The sequence below is a fragment of the Glaciimonas sp. PCH181 genome, assembly GCF_003056055.1.
Lineage (GTDB): Bacteria > Pseudomonadota > Gammaproteobacteria > Burkholderiales > Burkholderiaceae_D > Glaciimonas.
This window is the reverse complement of record NZ_PYFP01000001.1, coordinates 2,542,028-2,555,541: the sequence shown is the minus strand read 5'-3', so window position 1 is coordinate 2,555,541 and position 13,514 is coordinate 2,542,028. Positions and strand designations below refer to the sequence as shown.

Here is a 13,514-nt window from a genome sequence, read left to right as displayed (position 1 = left end):
GATCAAGTTGCGCTGTATCAACCCGGTATGGTCAATCCATTCGACTGAGCCTGCTGGCAGAGCAGAAACCGCGCACTAAGCCTGTTCGACAGTGCATCCTACGTTTTCATCAATTCCCTCACCGGTTGCCAGCCTCCTCGCGGTAGCGTTCAGCCTCATGAATAATCCATTGCAGGAATGCGGTGAGGACCGGATCGTCCGCCTTATGTTCGGGATAGATGAAATAATAGGACCGGTCGCTTGCCAGGCTGTGTCGCACCGGTTCCACCAGTCTGCCGTCTGCAAGTTCTGCTTCGACCAGGAAGCGCGGCACCAGTGCTGCACCAAGGCCGTGGATGGCCGCTTCGATGAGCATCGAGAATAACTCCATGCGCGCGCCGACAACATCGCGTTCGACGCTTAGGTTCAGCGAGCTGAACCACTGCCGCCAGACATAGGGCCGCGTGCCCTGTTGCAGTAAGGGCAGCAATGCCATCTGCGCTGGCGTCATCGTGCAATCCGGTACTAACGACGGACTACACACCGCGATCAGTGTTTCATGTAGCAATAGGCGCGCCCCGGTGCCCGGCCAACCCGCGCCCCCAGCCAGCAGCGCCGCGTCGAATGCCGTGTCGCTGAACATGAAGGGCCGCGTCTGCGGTGTCAGGTGCACGGTAATACCGGGATGGGCCTGCTGGAAGCGCGCAAGCCGGGGCACCAGCCAGCGCGTAGCGAAGGTTGGGACCACCGCCAGTTCCAGCGCACTGCTGGCACCGCCATTGGCCATGAAGGACAAGGTGTCGCGCTCCATGGCATCGAGTGTGGCGCGTACGGTTTTGCTGTAGCGCTCGCCCGCATTGGTCAGCAGCACGCCGCGACGCGAACGGCGAAACAGTTTTACGCCGAGAAACTCTTCCAGACTGTCGATCTGTCGGCATACCGCGCTTTGCGTGATCGAAAGCTCGGCCCCTGCATGTGTGAAGCTCTGGTGTCTGGCTGCCGCTTCGAACATCGTCAACGCGGCAGTGGAGGGAAGCTTGCGTCGCATGCTGATTTTTCCTTCATTATTACTACTTCGGAGTGCGTTTTTCACACAAGTGTGTGCAAACAAATCGTTTGTATGCAACGCATGAAAAATCTTAAAATATCAATCTCAGCATAGCATGGCCATAATCCACGCAGCAAGTGGAGCGACCCGCCAGGCAGCATAACTAATTGGAGATGTCATGACTTTATCGGACAACAGGACTGCTTTTCACTGGGATGACCCGCTGCTGCTGTCGGCGCAACTTACCGACGAGGAACGTATGGTGCGCGATGCCGCCCACACCTATGCTCAAGGGCGTCTCGCGCCGCGCGTGCTGGAAGCCTTCCGCCATGAAAAAATGGATATTTCGATTTTTCGCGAAATGGGCGACCTCGGCTTGCTCGGGGCCACCATCCCCGCCGAATATGGCGGCTCGGGCTTGAACTATGTTAGCTACGGCCTGATCGCACGCGAAGTCGAGCGGGTCGATTCTGGTTATCGCTCAATGATGAGCGTGCAAAGTTCGCTTGTGATGGTGCCGATTAATACCTTCGGCAGCGAAGCGCAAAAGCGTAAATACTTGCCGAAACTGGCGACCGGTGAATGGATCGGCTGCTTCGGCCTCACCGAACCCGACCATGGTTCTGATCCGGGCAGTATGATCACGCGGGCCAAAACGGTGGCCGGTGGCTATGCGCTGACCGGTACCAAAATGTGGATTACCAACAGCCCGGTCGCCGATGTATTCGTGGTCTGGGCTAAGACCGAGGATGACAAGATCCGCGGCTTCATCCTTGAAAAGAGCTGGGATGGCCTGAGCGCACCAGCGATTCACGGCAAGTTTGGCTTGCGCGCTTCGGTGACAGGTGAAATCGTGATGAACAATGTATTCGTCCCAGAAGAAAACCTGCTGCCGCATGTGACCGGTTTGAAAGGCCCGTTTACATGCCTTGATTCTGCGCGTTACGGGATTGCCTGGGGTGCGCTCGGTGCGGCCGAATTTTGCTGGCATGCGGCGCGCCAGTACACGCTCGACCGCAAGCAGTTCGGCCGGCCGTTGGCGGCCAACCAGTTGGTACAAAAGAAACTGGCCGATATGCAGACCGAAATCACGATGGCGTTGCAGGGTTGCTTGCGTCTGGGCCGGATGAAGGATGATGGCACGGCCTCGGTCGAAATTACCTCCATCATGAAGCGCAATTCATGTGGCAAATCGCTCGATATCGCGCGTATGGCACGCGACATGTTGGGCGGTAACGGGATTTCCGACGAGTTCGGCGTGATCCGTCATATGGTCAACCTTGAGGTGGTCAACACCTATGAAGGTACGCACGATGTACATGCGCTGATTCTGGGGCGCGCCATCACTGGCATCGCGGCGTTTTCCTGATGAGCGCCGCAACACCGGCATCGCGGCCCGCGCCGCTGACCGGCATCCGTGTGCTGGATTTGTCGCGCGTGCTGGCTGGACCTTGGGCGTCGCAACTGCTGGCCGATCTCGGCGCTGACGTGGTCAAGGTTGAGCGTCCGGGCGTTGGGGACGATACCCGTTCGTGGGGGCCGCCGTATTTGCGCGATAGTGCAGGCAATGACACCGCCGAAACCGCTTATTTCATCAGCGCCAATCGTAACAAGCGCTCGGTGACGATCGATCTGGCGCTGCCCGAAGGACAGGTGCTGGTAAAGCGCATGGCGATGGAGGCAGATGTTCTGCTCGAAAATTTCAAGTTCGAAGGCTTGAAGCAATACGGGCTGGACTATGCGGCGCTCGCCGCCAGCAACCCGCGCCTTGTGTATTGCTCAATCACCGGCTTCGGCCAGACCGGACCGTATGCGGCTCGGGCCGGCTATGATTTTCTGATCCAAGGCTTAGGTGGATTGATGAGTGTGACCGGGCGCGCGGATACCGAGGAGGGTGCCGGGCCGCAAAAGGTGGGCGTGGCGCTAACCGATATCATGACCGGCCTTTACGCCACCATCGCCGTGCAGGCCGCGCTGACCGAGCGCGAACGCTCCGGCCTGGGACAGCAAATCGACCTGGCGCTGCTGGATGTGCAGATCGCATCCCTAGCTAACCAGGCATCGAATTACTTGGCCAGTGGCATTGTGCCGCGCCGAATGGGCAATGCGCATCCAAGTATTGTGCCCTACCAGGACTTTCCAACCGCCGATGGCGACATGATCCTGGCGATCGGCAACGATAGCCAGTTCGCTAAATTTTGCGTCGCCGCGTCGCATCCCGAATGGGCGCAGGACAATCGATTTGCGACCAACCCGCAACGCGTGGCGAACCGGCTGATATTGATTCCCCTATTACGTCAGGCCACAGTCATGCGTACCACGCAAGAATGGAACGCGCTACTCGAAAGCGCCGGAGTGCCATGCGGCCCGATCAACCAGCTCGACGACGTGTTTGCCGATCCCCACGTGCAGGCGCGTGGCGTGCGAATCGAGTTGCCGCATCCGACAGCGGGAAGCGCGCCCATGGTGGCGAACCCGATCCGCCTATCCGCTTCGCCGGTGGAGTACCGCAACGCGCCGCCGACCCTCGGACAGCATACGGATGAAGTGCTGGCAGAGTGGCTGGCAATGGACGCAGACACGATCGCCGGGCTGCGTCGACAAGCCATTATTTGAAGTGGGCGAGTAGTGTTCTTCGGCGGTTTACCTTCGTCGCCCTGATTCGAAACACCTTGGCGGACGCTGGCTGCTTTGCCAGATGCGATCGCATATCTGCCCGAGTACCCGGCCGAACTGCGGTCGCTGGCTTGCCGACATCTTGCCGCTGACCCCTTCGTCCGAGAACCAAAAATCTACGTTATACCCGGCCCGTTCGATCTCGCTTTGTTGATTTTCCGTCGTCTGGTCTTTCGTGCTGACGCATCTATAAGCGAAGACTGCCATGTTCATCCCCCAGGTAGGTGTTAGAAAACGATGTCAGATATAACCTGGTGTCAGAAACTGATAACCCTAATTTATTAACATGGTTTGCTGGGCCTATCTGGCGTGTCAGAAATCGGTCGTTTTTGAACACGGCTGGGTAGTCATTTTTTGGCGGCAATCGATTGAATCATGTTATCCAGTAGTAATAGGTGGTACATTTTCTAAATACCAAAGTTTGTTGGATGAAAGGCCGATAAATTTGTTTAATTAGATGCTGGTCGAGACGTGCAGAGTGTAAGGATTAGAGAGGAGACCCCGTGCGTCGTGGTAAGCTATCGGGAATAAAGCGTGATGATCGCTAAAATATTTAGATACAATACCTTAGCTTTTGCTATATTATAGTGACACTTGACCAAGTTGATTCGCGCCTAAAAGGCGCGATATTTGCTTGTAAAGAACTTATATTGAAAGGGAAATTTTATGGGCGGAGATGCTTCGTAACAACACAACTTTCCACAATTTTTGAAGGCGCTATATGCGCCTTTTTTCTCGTCAAAACTAAAGCAAGGCAATTTATGTGGGCGTTTGTTGCAAATATTGCCGGACTCGCTGGGATACTTGGGATAAGTGTAACAAATTTTCTCACTGATAGTCTTAAGTCATGGATTGCGGTTGCTGCCTTCGTTGGTGTTTGCGCCTATTTAATCTGCCAAATTTTTATAATTTCCAAAAAAGTTTTAAGCCAAACTCATCCAAGTGGTTTTTTGCCATTATCATCGATTGCTAAATATGTAACATCAGATGGAAAAAATCTCGAATTTGAGACCCTTCGCCACCTTCAAATCAAAAGGCCTTTTCTACGGCATATTGATCACGCGTTCCATTGGACTGGGTCTAAAGAACCAAAGGTATCTTCAGAAATTCAAATAGTTCAGCCAGTGAAGAGGTCTCAAAATACAACCGCTAGTTCAGTAAAAATGATCTTCCCTAGGACGAGAATTTACAATGACGTCGAGGTTGTACATATAAAAATGTTGATTGATGACTCAGATGAAAAATCCGAAACTTATCTGTCCATGAGAGTTCAGGCACCAATCTGCCTAATATCCTTTCAAGTAGATCTATTGCACGTAACACAGCGCTACCATGGCGAGTCGGCAAAATTCACAAGATCCTTAATTGAAAATGGCAGTGCGGCAGTTATAGAAGATATTAAAATAATTCAGTTCAGCGCATCGACCAAATCATTTTTCCACATGGTGACAAACCCAGAACCAGGGTATGAGTACAAACTGTGGTGGCCAAGGCCTATGCTTACCAACGGTAAAGCGGCAGGAAAGCGTCAAGGGGTTAAAGTCCAATCTCCTTAGGCTAGCCTTCCAATCAGTGAGCTTTTTAGCGCTCGTCTTCCCGCCACAAACAACAGGTTTACCTCCGCGTTCAGGCCTTACTTGTCCGGACGAAGCCAGGTGCTCGGCGCTTATTCTGGCAAAGCTGAACGCAATTCTGTCTTTCATGTGGTGCCTTAATGCTGCCGTTATGCTGTAACGACACAACGCCAGTACAACGGCATTATGTCGTCCGTACAAACGTACCTGCAATGACCTTGCCGCTGACCACATTTGCCAAGCAAATTGGACGGGCCTCTTACCGGCTAGGAACGGCGTTTACCTCGTTCAATAGGCAAAGTCATCGCTATTTAAGCGATGTGAGCCGTAATGAACCTCATACTGTGAGCCTAACTTAGATGCAATTCTACGAGCATCTGTTTCCTCAGAATAAATACCGCCAAAATGCCAAGGCGAAGATTTAACTATGCCGAAACCAATTACATTTCCGCTGTTGTCTGGATCAACTGGAAGCAAGCCGAAGTCAGGCAATACCGAAATTGCGATACGCGTAAACGCTTCTTGTGCTTCTTCATGCGTAGCGAAATCAGGAGAGCTTGTGCGAAAAACCTGTGATGCATTTTCAGGATAAAAGACTTCGATAAAAACTCGGCCGGTCGCAGCGTCATCAACTGATTCGCATCGGTATTTCGTCATTTTTTACTCTCCACTTAGTATCGGCGTCCGGCCGGTTCGGGCGCGCGTGCGCGCTTTTTATTCACTTATTGACCAGCATACCAAATTGAAACAGATACTAAACTGTAAATAATATCAGGGCGTTGGGATTAGTAGTCATGAATCTATTTGGTATAAATGCTAGGCATCGGTCTTGCCACGGCGACAAAGTAACTAACGGTTACGAGCTCGGCAAAATCCTAAGCATTTATTTTTGACAGTACTTTTGACGGTACATTTTTACTTTCGAATATCTAGACCCTCTGTTTATAAGGATAAAAATGTGTTGTTATATTCCACCTATCCACAAAAGGGTTCTGTCGCGTTGAGCAAAGTCATCGAGCCGCTCAGGTAGACTACTGTCTTTGAAAAAAGGGCGAAGCGAGATGCTCAAAGCCAAAGGGATGCGATTTCCCATCGACGTGATTCTGGTCTGCATCCGTTGGTACGCAGCCTACCCATTGAGTTACCGTCACTTGGAAGAAATGATGGAAGAACGCGGCGTGGTTGTCGATCACTCATCGATCAATCGCTGGGCGATCCGGTTTCTGCCGTTACTTGAAAAGGCTTTCCGCAAACACAAGCGTCCGGATAGCGGAAGCTGGCGAATGGACGAGACCTATATAAAAGTCAAAGGCACCTGGAAGTATCTCTATCGGGCCGTGGACAAGGAAGGCAACACGGTCAATTTTCTATTAACGGCCAAGCGGGATAAGTGGGCTGCGAAACGTTTTTTCAACAAGGGCATGCAAGCTCATGGCATTCCTGAAAAAGTCACGATGGATAAAAGCGGCGCCAACAAGGCGGCGATTGATGAGAACAATGCCGGCATGGACATTCCGATGGTCGTTCGGCAGGTCAAATACCTCAACAATATCGTCGAACAGGACCACCGTGCCATCAAGCGCGTAACCAAGCCGATGCTCAACTTCAAATCATTTCGGTCCGCCAAACACATCTTGGCCGGCATTGAACTCATGCACCTGATCCGTAAAAGCCAGCTCATGGGGGAAGGCATTGATGAGATGACTTTTGCAGACCAATTTATGCATTAGCGGGAAAAATCCGTCGAGTTTGAAGGCCGGTGCACCCGCCAGCTAGAAATCCGACTTGTCCTTGCTAAAGCGACAGAACCCTATTTCTCATCGGAGGCAGCATTGGCGCTGATCATCTACTCCTTTTGTTGTTAAAACGATTGATTAATACCGACGTAAGAGCCAAGTTGCGTTCGTCCTGGAAGTGGGTTGTCCAGATTGTTATTGTTCAAACCAGGGTTGTTGGGTTCTAGCGAGAAAGTTGCATTTGCGCCGTTTTTCAGGTAACCAACGTTTGCGTATAGAAAGGTGCGTTTGGACAGGTTGTATGTGCCGCCAAGTTCAAACATCGTGGCGTGACCCTGACCGTCATGTGTCGCATTCGCATTACCCCTTCCGACGTCGATACGATAGACTCCTGCTGTCAATAACAGCGCTGGCGTCATGCCGTAATTAAAACCAAGCCAATAGTGATTTGCCGTTTTTGCAAGTCCAGTCGGCGTATCCGGTGCCACCATTCTGGTTACGGCGCCTTGAATTATAAATTTTTGAATGCGCAGATTGCCACCGATCACCAACTCCTTGGAGGAGGTAAATACGTTACTGAATTGACCATTGCTATCCCGCATTTCGTCATAAATAGCTCGGACGTCAAACAGCGCTGATTGATAGGTTAATTGGATACCGTCGGTTCGGCCGAATCCGCCCGGAGCGCCCGCATTGAAATTAGCTGTTTGGCCGGGCAGTGAATTTTGAAGGGCCACATCGAAGCCGTTATAGGATGGGCTTAAATAGGTGACGTTGCTATTTGTTTGCTGCCAGTTCCGGCCGCGCACTAGTGAAGCGGAGCCAAACAATTCCTGCACAAAAGGGTCGATCATCGTGACGCCGTTGCTGATGAAAAGATCGCGGCCAAGTTTTATGGTTCCCAAGTCGTTGCTTGAAAGGCCCACAAACGATTTTCGAAAAGAGGCACCCCCCATACCCGTCATGATTTTGACTGCATCGGATATGACGAAAATGGCCTTGTTTCCTCCCCCCAAGTTGTCCACGCCAGTGACATTTATCATGCCAACGCCCCAGTCTCCGTTTTGCGTACCAAACCGTGACGCAGTCACACCAGGGGATGTTTGCACCTGATTCAGGTACGCAAATCCTCCGTCAACGCGCCCTGAGAAGGTGACTGTTGATTGTGCTGCAGCGAGTCCCGTCGCTGAGGCAAGGGTCGCCAAGACTACAATTTTATTTATTTTCATGTCGTATGAATTGCAAGATTAGGGATAGGCAGGAATGCCGAAACTCTTTTCAATCACTGATTCTATTTGGAGTGCATGTTTGCGATGCGCCATAGATCAGTGTTTTTTCGAAATATATAGGTAGATATCTGACCTCTTATTTCTGAGTGAATACTAGCATTCGGAAAAAAGCACATGCAAGCATTTTTTATAAATTCATGTTGTTTTAGCGAGTTTTTTTGATTTTTGACAGCTATTTGTATAAATATAGCTATTTTTATGGAAAGAAAGTATCGCGCATGGCGCAATACAAAGTTGTCAAATCCACTTTGAAGTAAGATCACATAGCTAAAATTAAGCAGTTATCTTTCTGGCGTGGCATTGTCGTGGTGAGAAAACCCCTATGAAATAGCAATTTTTCACGCAAAATGTGTATTTTTTGAAAGAAGTGATCTATGTCGTTGTTATTGTAATTGATATTTTTTTATGGTTAATTCGATAATTCATATCATGTGGGTACAATTTTTATTTATTTAAATCGTTAATAATCAACTACTTAGTACTAAATATATGAATGGGAGGGATTGTTTAGTGGTCGTTTTGGTCACATGATGGGAATGGATTTCCATTAAATAATCATCGTTTAGATGTTTGACATCTGACGACTAAGGTGCAATACTTCGATTCAAGCTGACCGATTCAAGATCGGCGGCAATAGCAAGGTTGGGTGTAACGGTAAAGAGCGATTAAACGATGGGCTTACAAATAGTGTGTGATCAGGAGCTGAATAAAGACGTTGCATGGCCATCCTTTCCAGTGGTGTTGCGGGAGGCAGTTGGCGCGCAGGTAGGGACCGTGCTTTATGCTGGTTTGGGCACAGCCGGTCATGCGTGGTTTGGATTGGATATGCGTCTAGCGCCGAAATCATGGCAACGCCTAGCGGATTTTCCCGCTGCGGTACCCAGTGGTGCAGTGTCAGTAGTCGTCGAGGGTAAAGTTTACGTGTTTGGCGGGGCAGGGCGTATTAGTGCATCGGATAGTTTGGCGCAATTCGATGTTGTCCATTGTTATGATCCGCTATCCGATAGCTGGACCTGCCTGTCGACTCATTTACCGTGCGGTTTGTTGGGGGCATCTGCGGCGTGTGTGGACGATCGACATATTTTGTTTTTTGGCGGTTATAACGCCACGCAATTTAATGCATTATTTGCACGCTATAAGGCACTTGCGCCGTCGCAACAGCCGCAAGCGTTAGAGGCGTTCATGGCCCGGTCGGCGCAGGACTACGCGTGGAATGGAAGCGTCTGGCAATTTAACGTGGTTACGCTAAATTGGAAAAATCTCGGTGCTGTGGGGCATCTGCCAAATTGCGGCAGTAGCGTGATTCAGCATCAAGGTCAGATCTATTTATTGAGTGGTGAAGTGAAGCCTGGGTTGAGATCCGACTCTGTGAAGCGCGCGATGTTTGCCGATGGCAGTGTGAAGTGGATTGACGAGGCAAGGTTACCGCCCGTAAGTGCGCTAGCGCCGCAAGAAGGTGTTGCCTGTGGGTTTTCAGGTTGCTGGGGTACGTATCCAATTTTGGCCGGCGGCACCAATTTTCCGGGCGCAAGGAGACGTTACGATGCGGGGGAATTTTACGCTCATCAGGGTTTGCCGAAAACCTGGCGCAACGAAATATATGTTTTTCGGGATGATGTCTGGATAATGGCTGGCAGATTACCTGTTGCACGTGCAAACGGGCTTTCCTTTCAAGTTGCAGCGGGGCTGGTGTTTGTCGGTGGCGATACGCAGGATGGCGTTCCTTGTATGGACACCCTGTTTTTAGCACATCCGGATACAACAGCGCCGTCCACCGTTCCAGACTTTTTTCAGAGAGATTCAAGTGACAACTAAAGTTCCGGCATATCGCCAAGTGCAAATTGAAATCAAGAAATACATCAAAAGTAATCACTTGAAATTTGGAGATTGCTTACCTCCAGAGGCACAGCTCGCCAAAAACCTAGGAGTGAGTCGTCCTTCGTTGCGTGAAGCTGTTAAATCGCTGGAGTCGCTTGGTATCGTTGAGTCACGACATGGCGAGGGGATTTTTGTTAAAGAATTTTCATTCGATTCAATTGTAGAAAATCTGCCTTATTCAATGAATGAGGGAGACGAGAATGTTAAAAAGCTTTTGCACGTTCGCAAATACCTTGAACTTGGCGCGATACCCGCAGTGGTTGAGCGCATCGGGCCCGAGAGCATTCAGCGCCTGAGAGCGCTAGGCGAACGCATGTTGAGCAAAGCGCTGGATAAGCAGACTTTTGAGCAAGAAGATCGCGACTTTCATGCGGAGATGTATAGCTGCCTGAAGAATGACTTTCTCCTCTCATTGATCGATTTATTTTGGAAAGTATTTAATGAGATGAATCAGTCGGCTCGCTCCGTGGATCATTGGGCGCTGGAAGCGACCGCGAGAGATCATTTACGCGTTGTCAACATGCTGGAGAAGAAAGACGTTTTCGGCGTGTTATCCGCACATCGCGAGCATTTTCAGTCGATTGTAGATAGTTACCCTGAAGACGCTAGTAGTGAGTTGCAAGTTGCAGAAAAGATAAACGAATAGTTTTATAGCGCGTTTTTTTGAATTTTTCGAAAATAAGTTGATTGAAATATTTCGGGGTATTGCATGTTGAAATTCAATAACAAACTTCTGACGTTAGTAGCTGCATTAGCATTATTGGCTCAAAGCGGTGCTGCTTTTTCGGCGGAGAAGACGTTTGTTGGCGCTTTTGATGTGGGGCCAAGCGGTAATGCCCAAAAATTCAATCCTTTAACTGCGAGTGCCGGATTTAGTTTCTACAACAAATATTTTAGTACGCTAACTTTGTACGACGCGGCACTTGAAAAAATCAATGGCGACTTAGCTCAAAGTTGGTCTTTTTCAGCCGATGGCAAGAGCATGACAATCAAGTTGCGCAAAGGGGTGAAGTGGCATGACGGCGCGCTCTTCACGGCGAAGGACGTAAAGTTCACATTTGATTTAGTCAAAAACCCCGATATGGCGAGTAGCTTTTCTGCCCGATTGAATCATGTGACCGATATTCAGATCCCGGACGAATATACCGTCGTGTTGACGCTGGATACGCCGGATGCTTCGTTACCGGATGCGTTTACCAGCATCATGATTGTTCCCGTACATCTGCTGGGGAACATGCCGGTTAAAGAGTTGCGCAATGCTGACTGGTGGAAGCAGCCAGTTGGCACCGGCCCTTTTAAATGGCATGCGTACTTACCGGATCAATACGTTGAGCTGGATGCCAACAAAAACTTTTATCGTGGTCGGCCAAAGCTCGACAAGCTGATCAATCGTTATTTCAAGGACGGCAGTTCGGCATCAATTGCGTTACAGGCAGGGGAAATTCAGCATACTTATCTGACGCTGGATCAGGTCAAAGAGAGTCGGAACAATAACGTATTCAATGTTATTGCAGGCCCGTCCAACGTACTCAATTACATTGGGGTCAACAATAACGATCCGCGTTTTAAAGATGTGCGCGTTCGTCAGGCCATTCTGCTAGCCATTGATCGAAATGCCATCATTAAGTATATCTATGGCGGTCAGGCAAGCTTGAATAACTGTGTGTTATCGCTGCCTAAATACGTACCGGCGGATATCAATCAATATGCAATGAATGTGAAAGCAGCAAAACAACTACTGACAGACGCCGGTTGGCATAAACTGAATCATGATTTACCCATTGAGTTGCTGACTTATTATGGCGATCAAGTATCCAAAGATGTGGTCTCTTCCCTGCAAGCCATGTTAGGCGATATCGGCATCAATATCCGACCGCGTTTTGTTGATGTGGCGACATTCTCGCAAACGGTGGAGGCAGGAAAATTCAGCATGGTGTTTGCTGGTGGTGGGAATGGCCCCGATCCTAGCGTATTGGCACCGTTGATGGCGTCAACCGACGCGCCGCCAAAAGGGGCGAATCGAATGCGAGTAAATTTGCCGGAGCTTGATAGGTTGTTTCAGGCGGGTCAGATAGAAGCAGACGACGCCAAGCGCACGGAGATCTACAAAAACGTCTGTCGGTTAACTAATGCAAAGTTACCCTGGATTCCATTATGGATGACCAACCGTTTCGGTGGCGTCGCCAAGAATGCTGAAAATGTCATCTGGACGCCAGCGCCCAGCGGCGGACGATATCAGGACTTTCCGGAAAACTGGTCACTGCGTTAATCTTTAATCCTTAATTTGTCGTCATTAATCTGAAATAAATTACGCACCCTTAGGGGAGCGTCGGGGTAACACATGCTGAAATATTTATTTGGTCGGATTCTGGTGAATATTCCGACACTAATTGCCATATTAATCGCGATTTTTGTGATGATTAATATGGCTCCAGGAGATCCCGTTGATGCCTTCGTGCCTCCTACACAATCATTAACGAGCCAGCAAAAAGATATCTTGCGACACGACTTGGGGCTTGATGCGCCTATGCCCGTACGGTTTTTTGTCTGGATTAAAAAAGTCGTGCATGGGGATTTGGGGTATCGATATAAAGACGGACAAAAAGTAACGGACGCGATTGCCAGCCGTATTCCGGCGACGTTCATGCTGACGTTTATCGGTCTAACCTTAGGCTCAGTGCTCGGGATACTTGCCGGTATCGTTTCGGCGCGACATTACAATAAAAAGACTGATTATGTTTTGTCTGTCCTCGCCTATCTGGCGATCAGCTGCCCCGCCTTCTTGGTTGGCATTGCCGGGATGTATATTTTTTCGCTGAAATTGGGATGGTTTCCGGCGGGAGGTTATTCCATTCCCGGCGATGGCAGCTGGACTGATATTTTGCATCACCTGATATTGCCCTCGATCGTACTCGCGGTGCAATTCGTTGCGATCCTGATGCGTTATACCAGAGCCGGTTTGCTAGAAGTCATGACGCAAGATTATGTGCGCACAGCAACCGCCAAAGGATTGTCGCCGTATAAGGTGATGGTGCGACATGCGCTGCCGAATACGCTCATTCCGATTGTTACAGTGATTGCCGCCAATTTTGGTGCATTAATTGGCGGCGCGGTCTTTGTAGAAGTCGTGTTTTCCTGGCCCGGTATGGGGATGCTGTTTCTGGATGGCATTGAGAGCCGCGACTATCCGTTGATTATGGGCATCGCATTATTCATGGCGCTAGCAATATTAGCCATCAATATCATTACCGACATTATCTATTCGTGGATAGACCCTCGGATAACGCTCAAATAAATGCTTATTTTCCGAGCGTTGGAAGATGCACATTTTTCT

12 protein-coding genes are annotated in these 13,514 nt (G+C 49.8%); 8 read left to right on the top strand and 4 right to left on the bottom strand.

Features of this window, described 5'->3' with window-relative positions:
* Positions 1–118: 118 nt before the first annotated feature.
* The gene (locus tag C7W93_RS11665; RefSeq protein ID WP_108440152.1) at positions 119–1,027 is read right to left on the bottom strand and encodes a LysR substrate-binding domain-containing protein; all 909 of its coding nucleotides are present in this window, start codon (positions 1,025–1,027) and stop codon (positions 119–121) included.
* Between the two features lie 178 nt (positions 1,028–1,205).
* Here C7W93_RS11665 and C7W93_RS11660 point away from each other — a divergent pair, with 178 nt between their 5' ends.
* Together C7W93_RS11660 and C7W93_RS11655 are read left to right on the top strand one after the other, a co-directional pair.
* Positions 1,206–2,396, top strand: coding sequence for an acyl-CoA dehydrogenase (locus C7W93_RS11660; RefSeq protein ID WP_108440151.1), 1,191 nt, complete (start codon positions 1,206–1,208; stop codon positions 2,394–2,396).
* Positions 2,396–3,643 (top strand): CaiB/BaiF CoA-transferase family protein, encoded by a 1,248-nt coding sequence (locus tag C7W93_RS11655; protein ID WP_108440150.1) that lies wholly within the window; start codon positions 2,396–2,398, stop codon positions 3,641–3,643. The genes C7W93_RS11660 and C7W93_RS11655 overlap by 1 nt, the downstream gene beginning before the upstream one ends.
* Positions 3,644–3,670: 27 nt before the next feature.
* On the opposite strand, the gene C7W93_RS11650 is transcribed toward C7W93_RS11655, so the two are convergent.
* On the bottom strand, positions 3,671–3,910 hold the full coding sequence (locus C7W93_RS11650) for a recombinase family protein (RefSeq protein ID WP_225869814.1): 240 nt from the start codon (positions 3,908–3,910) through the stop codon (positions 3,671–3,673).
* Positions 3,911–4,290: 380 nt separating this feature from the next.
* Between C7W93_RS11650 and C7W93_RS11645 the strand changes: the two genes are divergently transcribed.
* Positions 4,291–5,259, top strand: a complete 969-nt coding sequence (locus C7W93_RS11645; protein WP_146177551.1) for a hypothetical protein — start codon at positions 4,291–4,293, stop codon at positions 5,257–5,259.
* Between the two features lie 306 nt (positions 5,260–5,565).
* Here C7W93_RS11645 and C7W93_RS24830 read toward each other — a convergent pair whose 3' ends face one another.
* The gene (locus C7W93_RS24830) at positions 5,566–5,934 is read right to left on the bottom strand and encodes a hypothetical protein (RefSeq protein ID WP_201747202.1); all 369 of its coding nucleotides are present in this window, start codon (positions 5,932–5,934) and stop codon (positions 5,566–5,568) included.
* A gap of 404 nt (positions 5,935–6,338) precedes the next feature.
* Between C7W93_RS24830 and C7W93_RS11635 the strand changes: the two genes are divergently transcribed.
* Positions 6,339–7,007 (top strand): IS6 family transposase, encoded by a 669-nt coding sequence (locus tag C7W93_RS11635; protein ID WP_108440147.1) that lies wholly within the window; start codon positions 6,339–6,341, stop codon positions 7,005–7,007.
* A 131-nt stretch (positions 7,008–7,138) separates the two neighbouring features.
* Here C7W93_RS11635 and C7W93_RS11630 read toward each other — a convergent pair whose 3' ends face one another.
* The gene (locus tag C7W93_RS11630) at positions 7,139–8,242 is read right to left on the bottom strand and encodes a porin (protein ID WP_108440146.1); all 1,104 of its coding nucleotides are present in this window, start codon (positions 8,240–8,242) and stop codon (positions 7,139–7,141) included.
* A 732-nt stretch (positions 8,243–8,974) separates the two neighbouring features.
* On the opposite strand from C7W93_RS11630, the gene C7W93_RS11625 reads away from it, so the two are divergent.
* From C7W93_RS11625 to C7W93_RS11610, 4 genes are all read left to right on the top strand, one after another.
* A complete protein-coding gene (locus tag C7W93_RS11625) occupies positions 8,975–10,117 on the top strand; it encodes a YjhT family mutarotase (RefSeq protein ID WP_108440145.1) in 1,143 nt (380 codons plus the stop codon).
* Positions 10,107–10,826, top strand: coding sequence for a FadR/GntR family transcriptional regulator (locus C7W93_RS11620; protein WP_108440144.1), 720 nt, complete (start codon positions 10,107–10,109; stop codon positions 10,824–10,826). The genes C7W93_RS11625 and C7W93_RS11620 overlap by 11 nt, the downstream gene beginning before the upstream one ends.
* A gap of 63 nt (positions 10,827–10,889) precedes the next feature.
* The gene (locus tag C7W93_RS11615; RefSeq protein WP_108440143.1) at positions 10,890–12,449 is read left to right on the top strand and encodes an ABC transporter substrate-binding protein; all 1,560 of its coding nucleotides are present in this window, start codon (positions 10,890–10,892) and stop codon (positions 12,447–12,449) included.
* A 72-nt stretch (positions 12,450–12,521) separates the two neighbouring features.
* A complete protein-coding gene (locus C7W93_RS11610; protein ID WP_108440142.1) occupies positions 12,522–13,475 on the top strand; it encodes an ABC transporter permease in 954 nt (317 codons plus the stop codon).
* The last annotated feature ends 39 nt before the right edge of the window (positions 13,476–13,514 follow it).

Coding starts and splice junctions, on each gene's coding strand:
- C7W93_RS11665 (WP_108440152.1), bottom strand. CDS start 1,027: ATGCGACGCAAGCTTCCCTCCACTGCCGCGTTGACGATGTTCGAAGCG.
- C7W93_RS11660 (WP_108440151.1), top strand. CDS start 1,206: ATGACTTTATCGGACAACAGGACTGCTTTTCACTGGGATGACCCGCTG.
- C7W93_RS11655 (WP_108440150.1), top strand. CDS start 2,396: ATGAGCGCCGCAACACCGGCATCGCGGCCCGCGCCGCTGACCGGCATC.
- C7W93_RS11650 (WP_225869814.1), bottom strand. CDS start 3,910: ATGGCAGTCTTCGCTTATAGATGCGTCAGCACGAAAGACCAGACGACG.
- C7W93_RS24830 (WP_201747202.1), bottom strand. CDS start 5,934: ATGACGAAATACCGATGCGAATCAGTTGATGACGCTGCGACCGGCCGA.
- C7W93_RS11635 (WP_108440147.1), top strand. CDS start 6,339: ATGCTCAAAGCCAAAGGGATGCGATTTCCCATCGACGTGATTCTGGTC.
- C7W93_RS11630 (WP_108440146.1), bottom strand. CDS start 8,242: ATGAAAATAAATAAAATTGTAGTCTTGGCGACCCTTGCCTCAGCGACG.
- C7W93_RS11625 (WP_108440145.1), top strand. CDS start 8,975: ATGGGCTTACAAATAGTGTGTGATCAGGAGCTGAATAAAGACGTTGCA.
- C7W93_RS11615 (WP_108440143.1), top strand. CDS start 10,890: ATGTTGAAATTCAATAACAAACTTCTGACGTTAGTAGCTGCATTAGCA.
- C7W93_RS11610 (WP_108440142.1), top strand. CDS start 12,522: ATGCTGAAATATTTATTTGGTCGGATTCTGGTGAATATTCCGACACTA.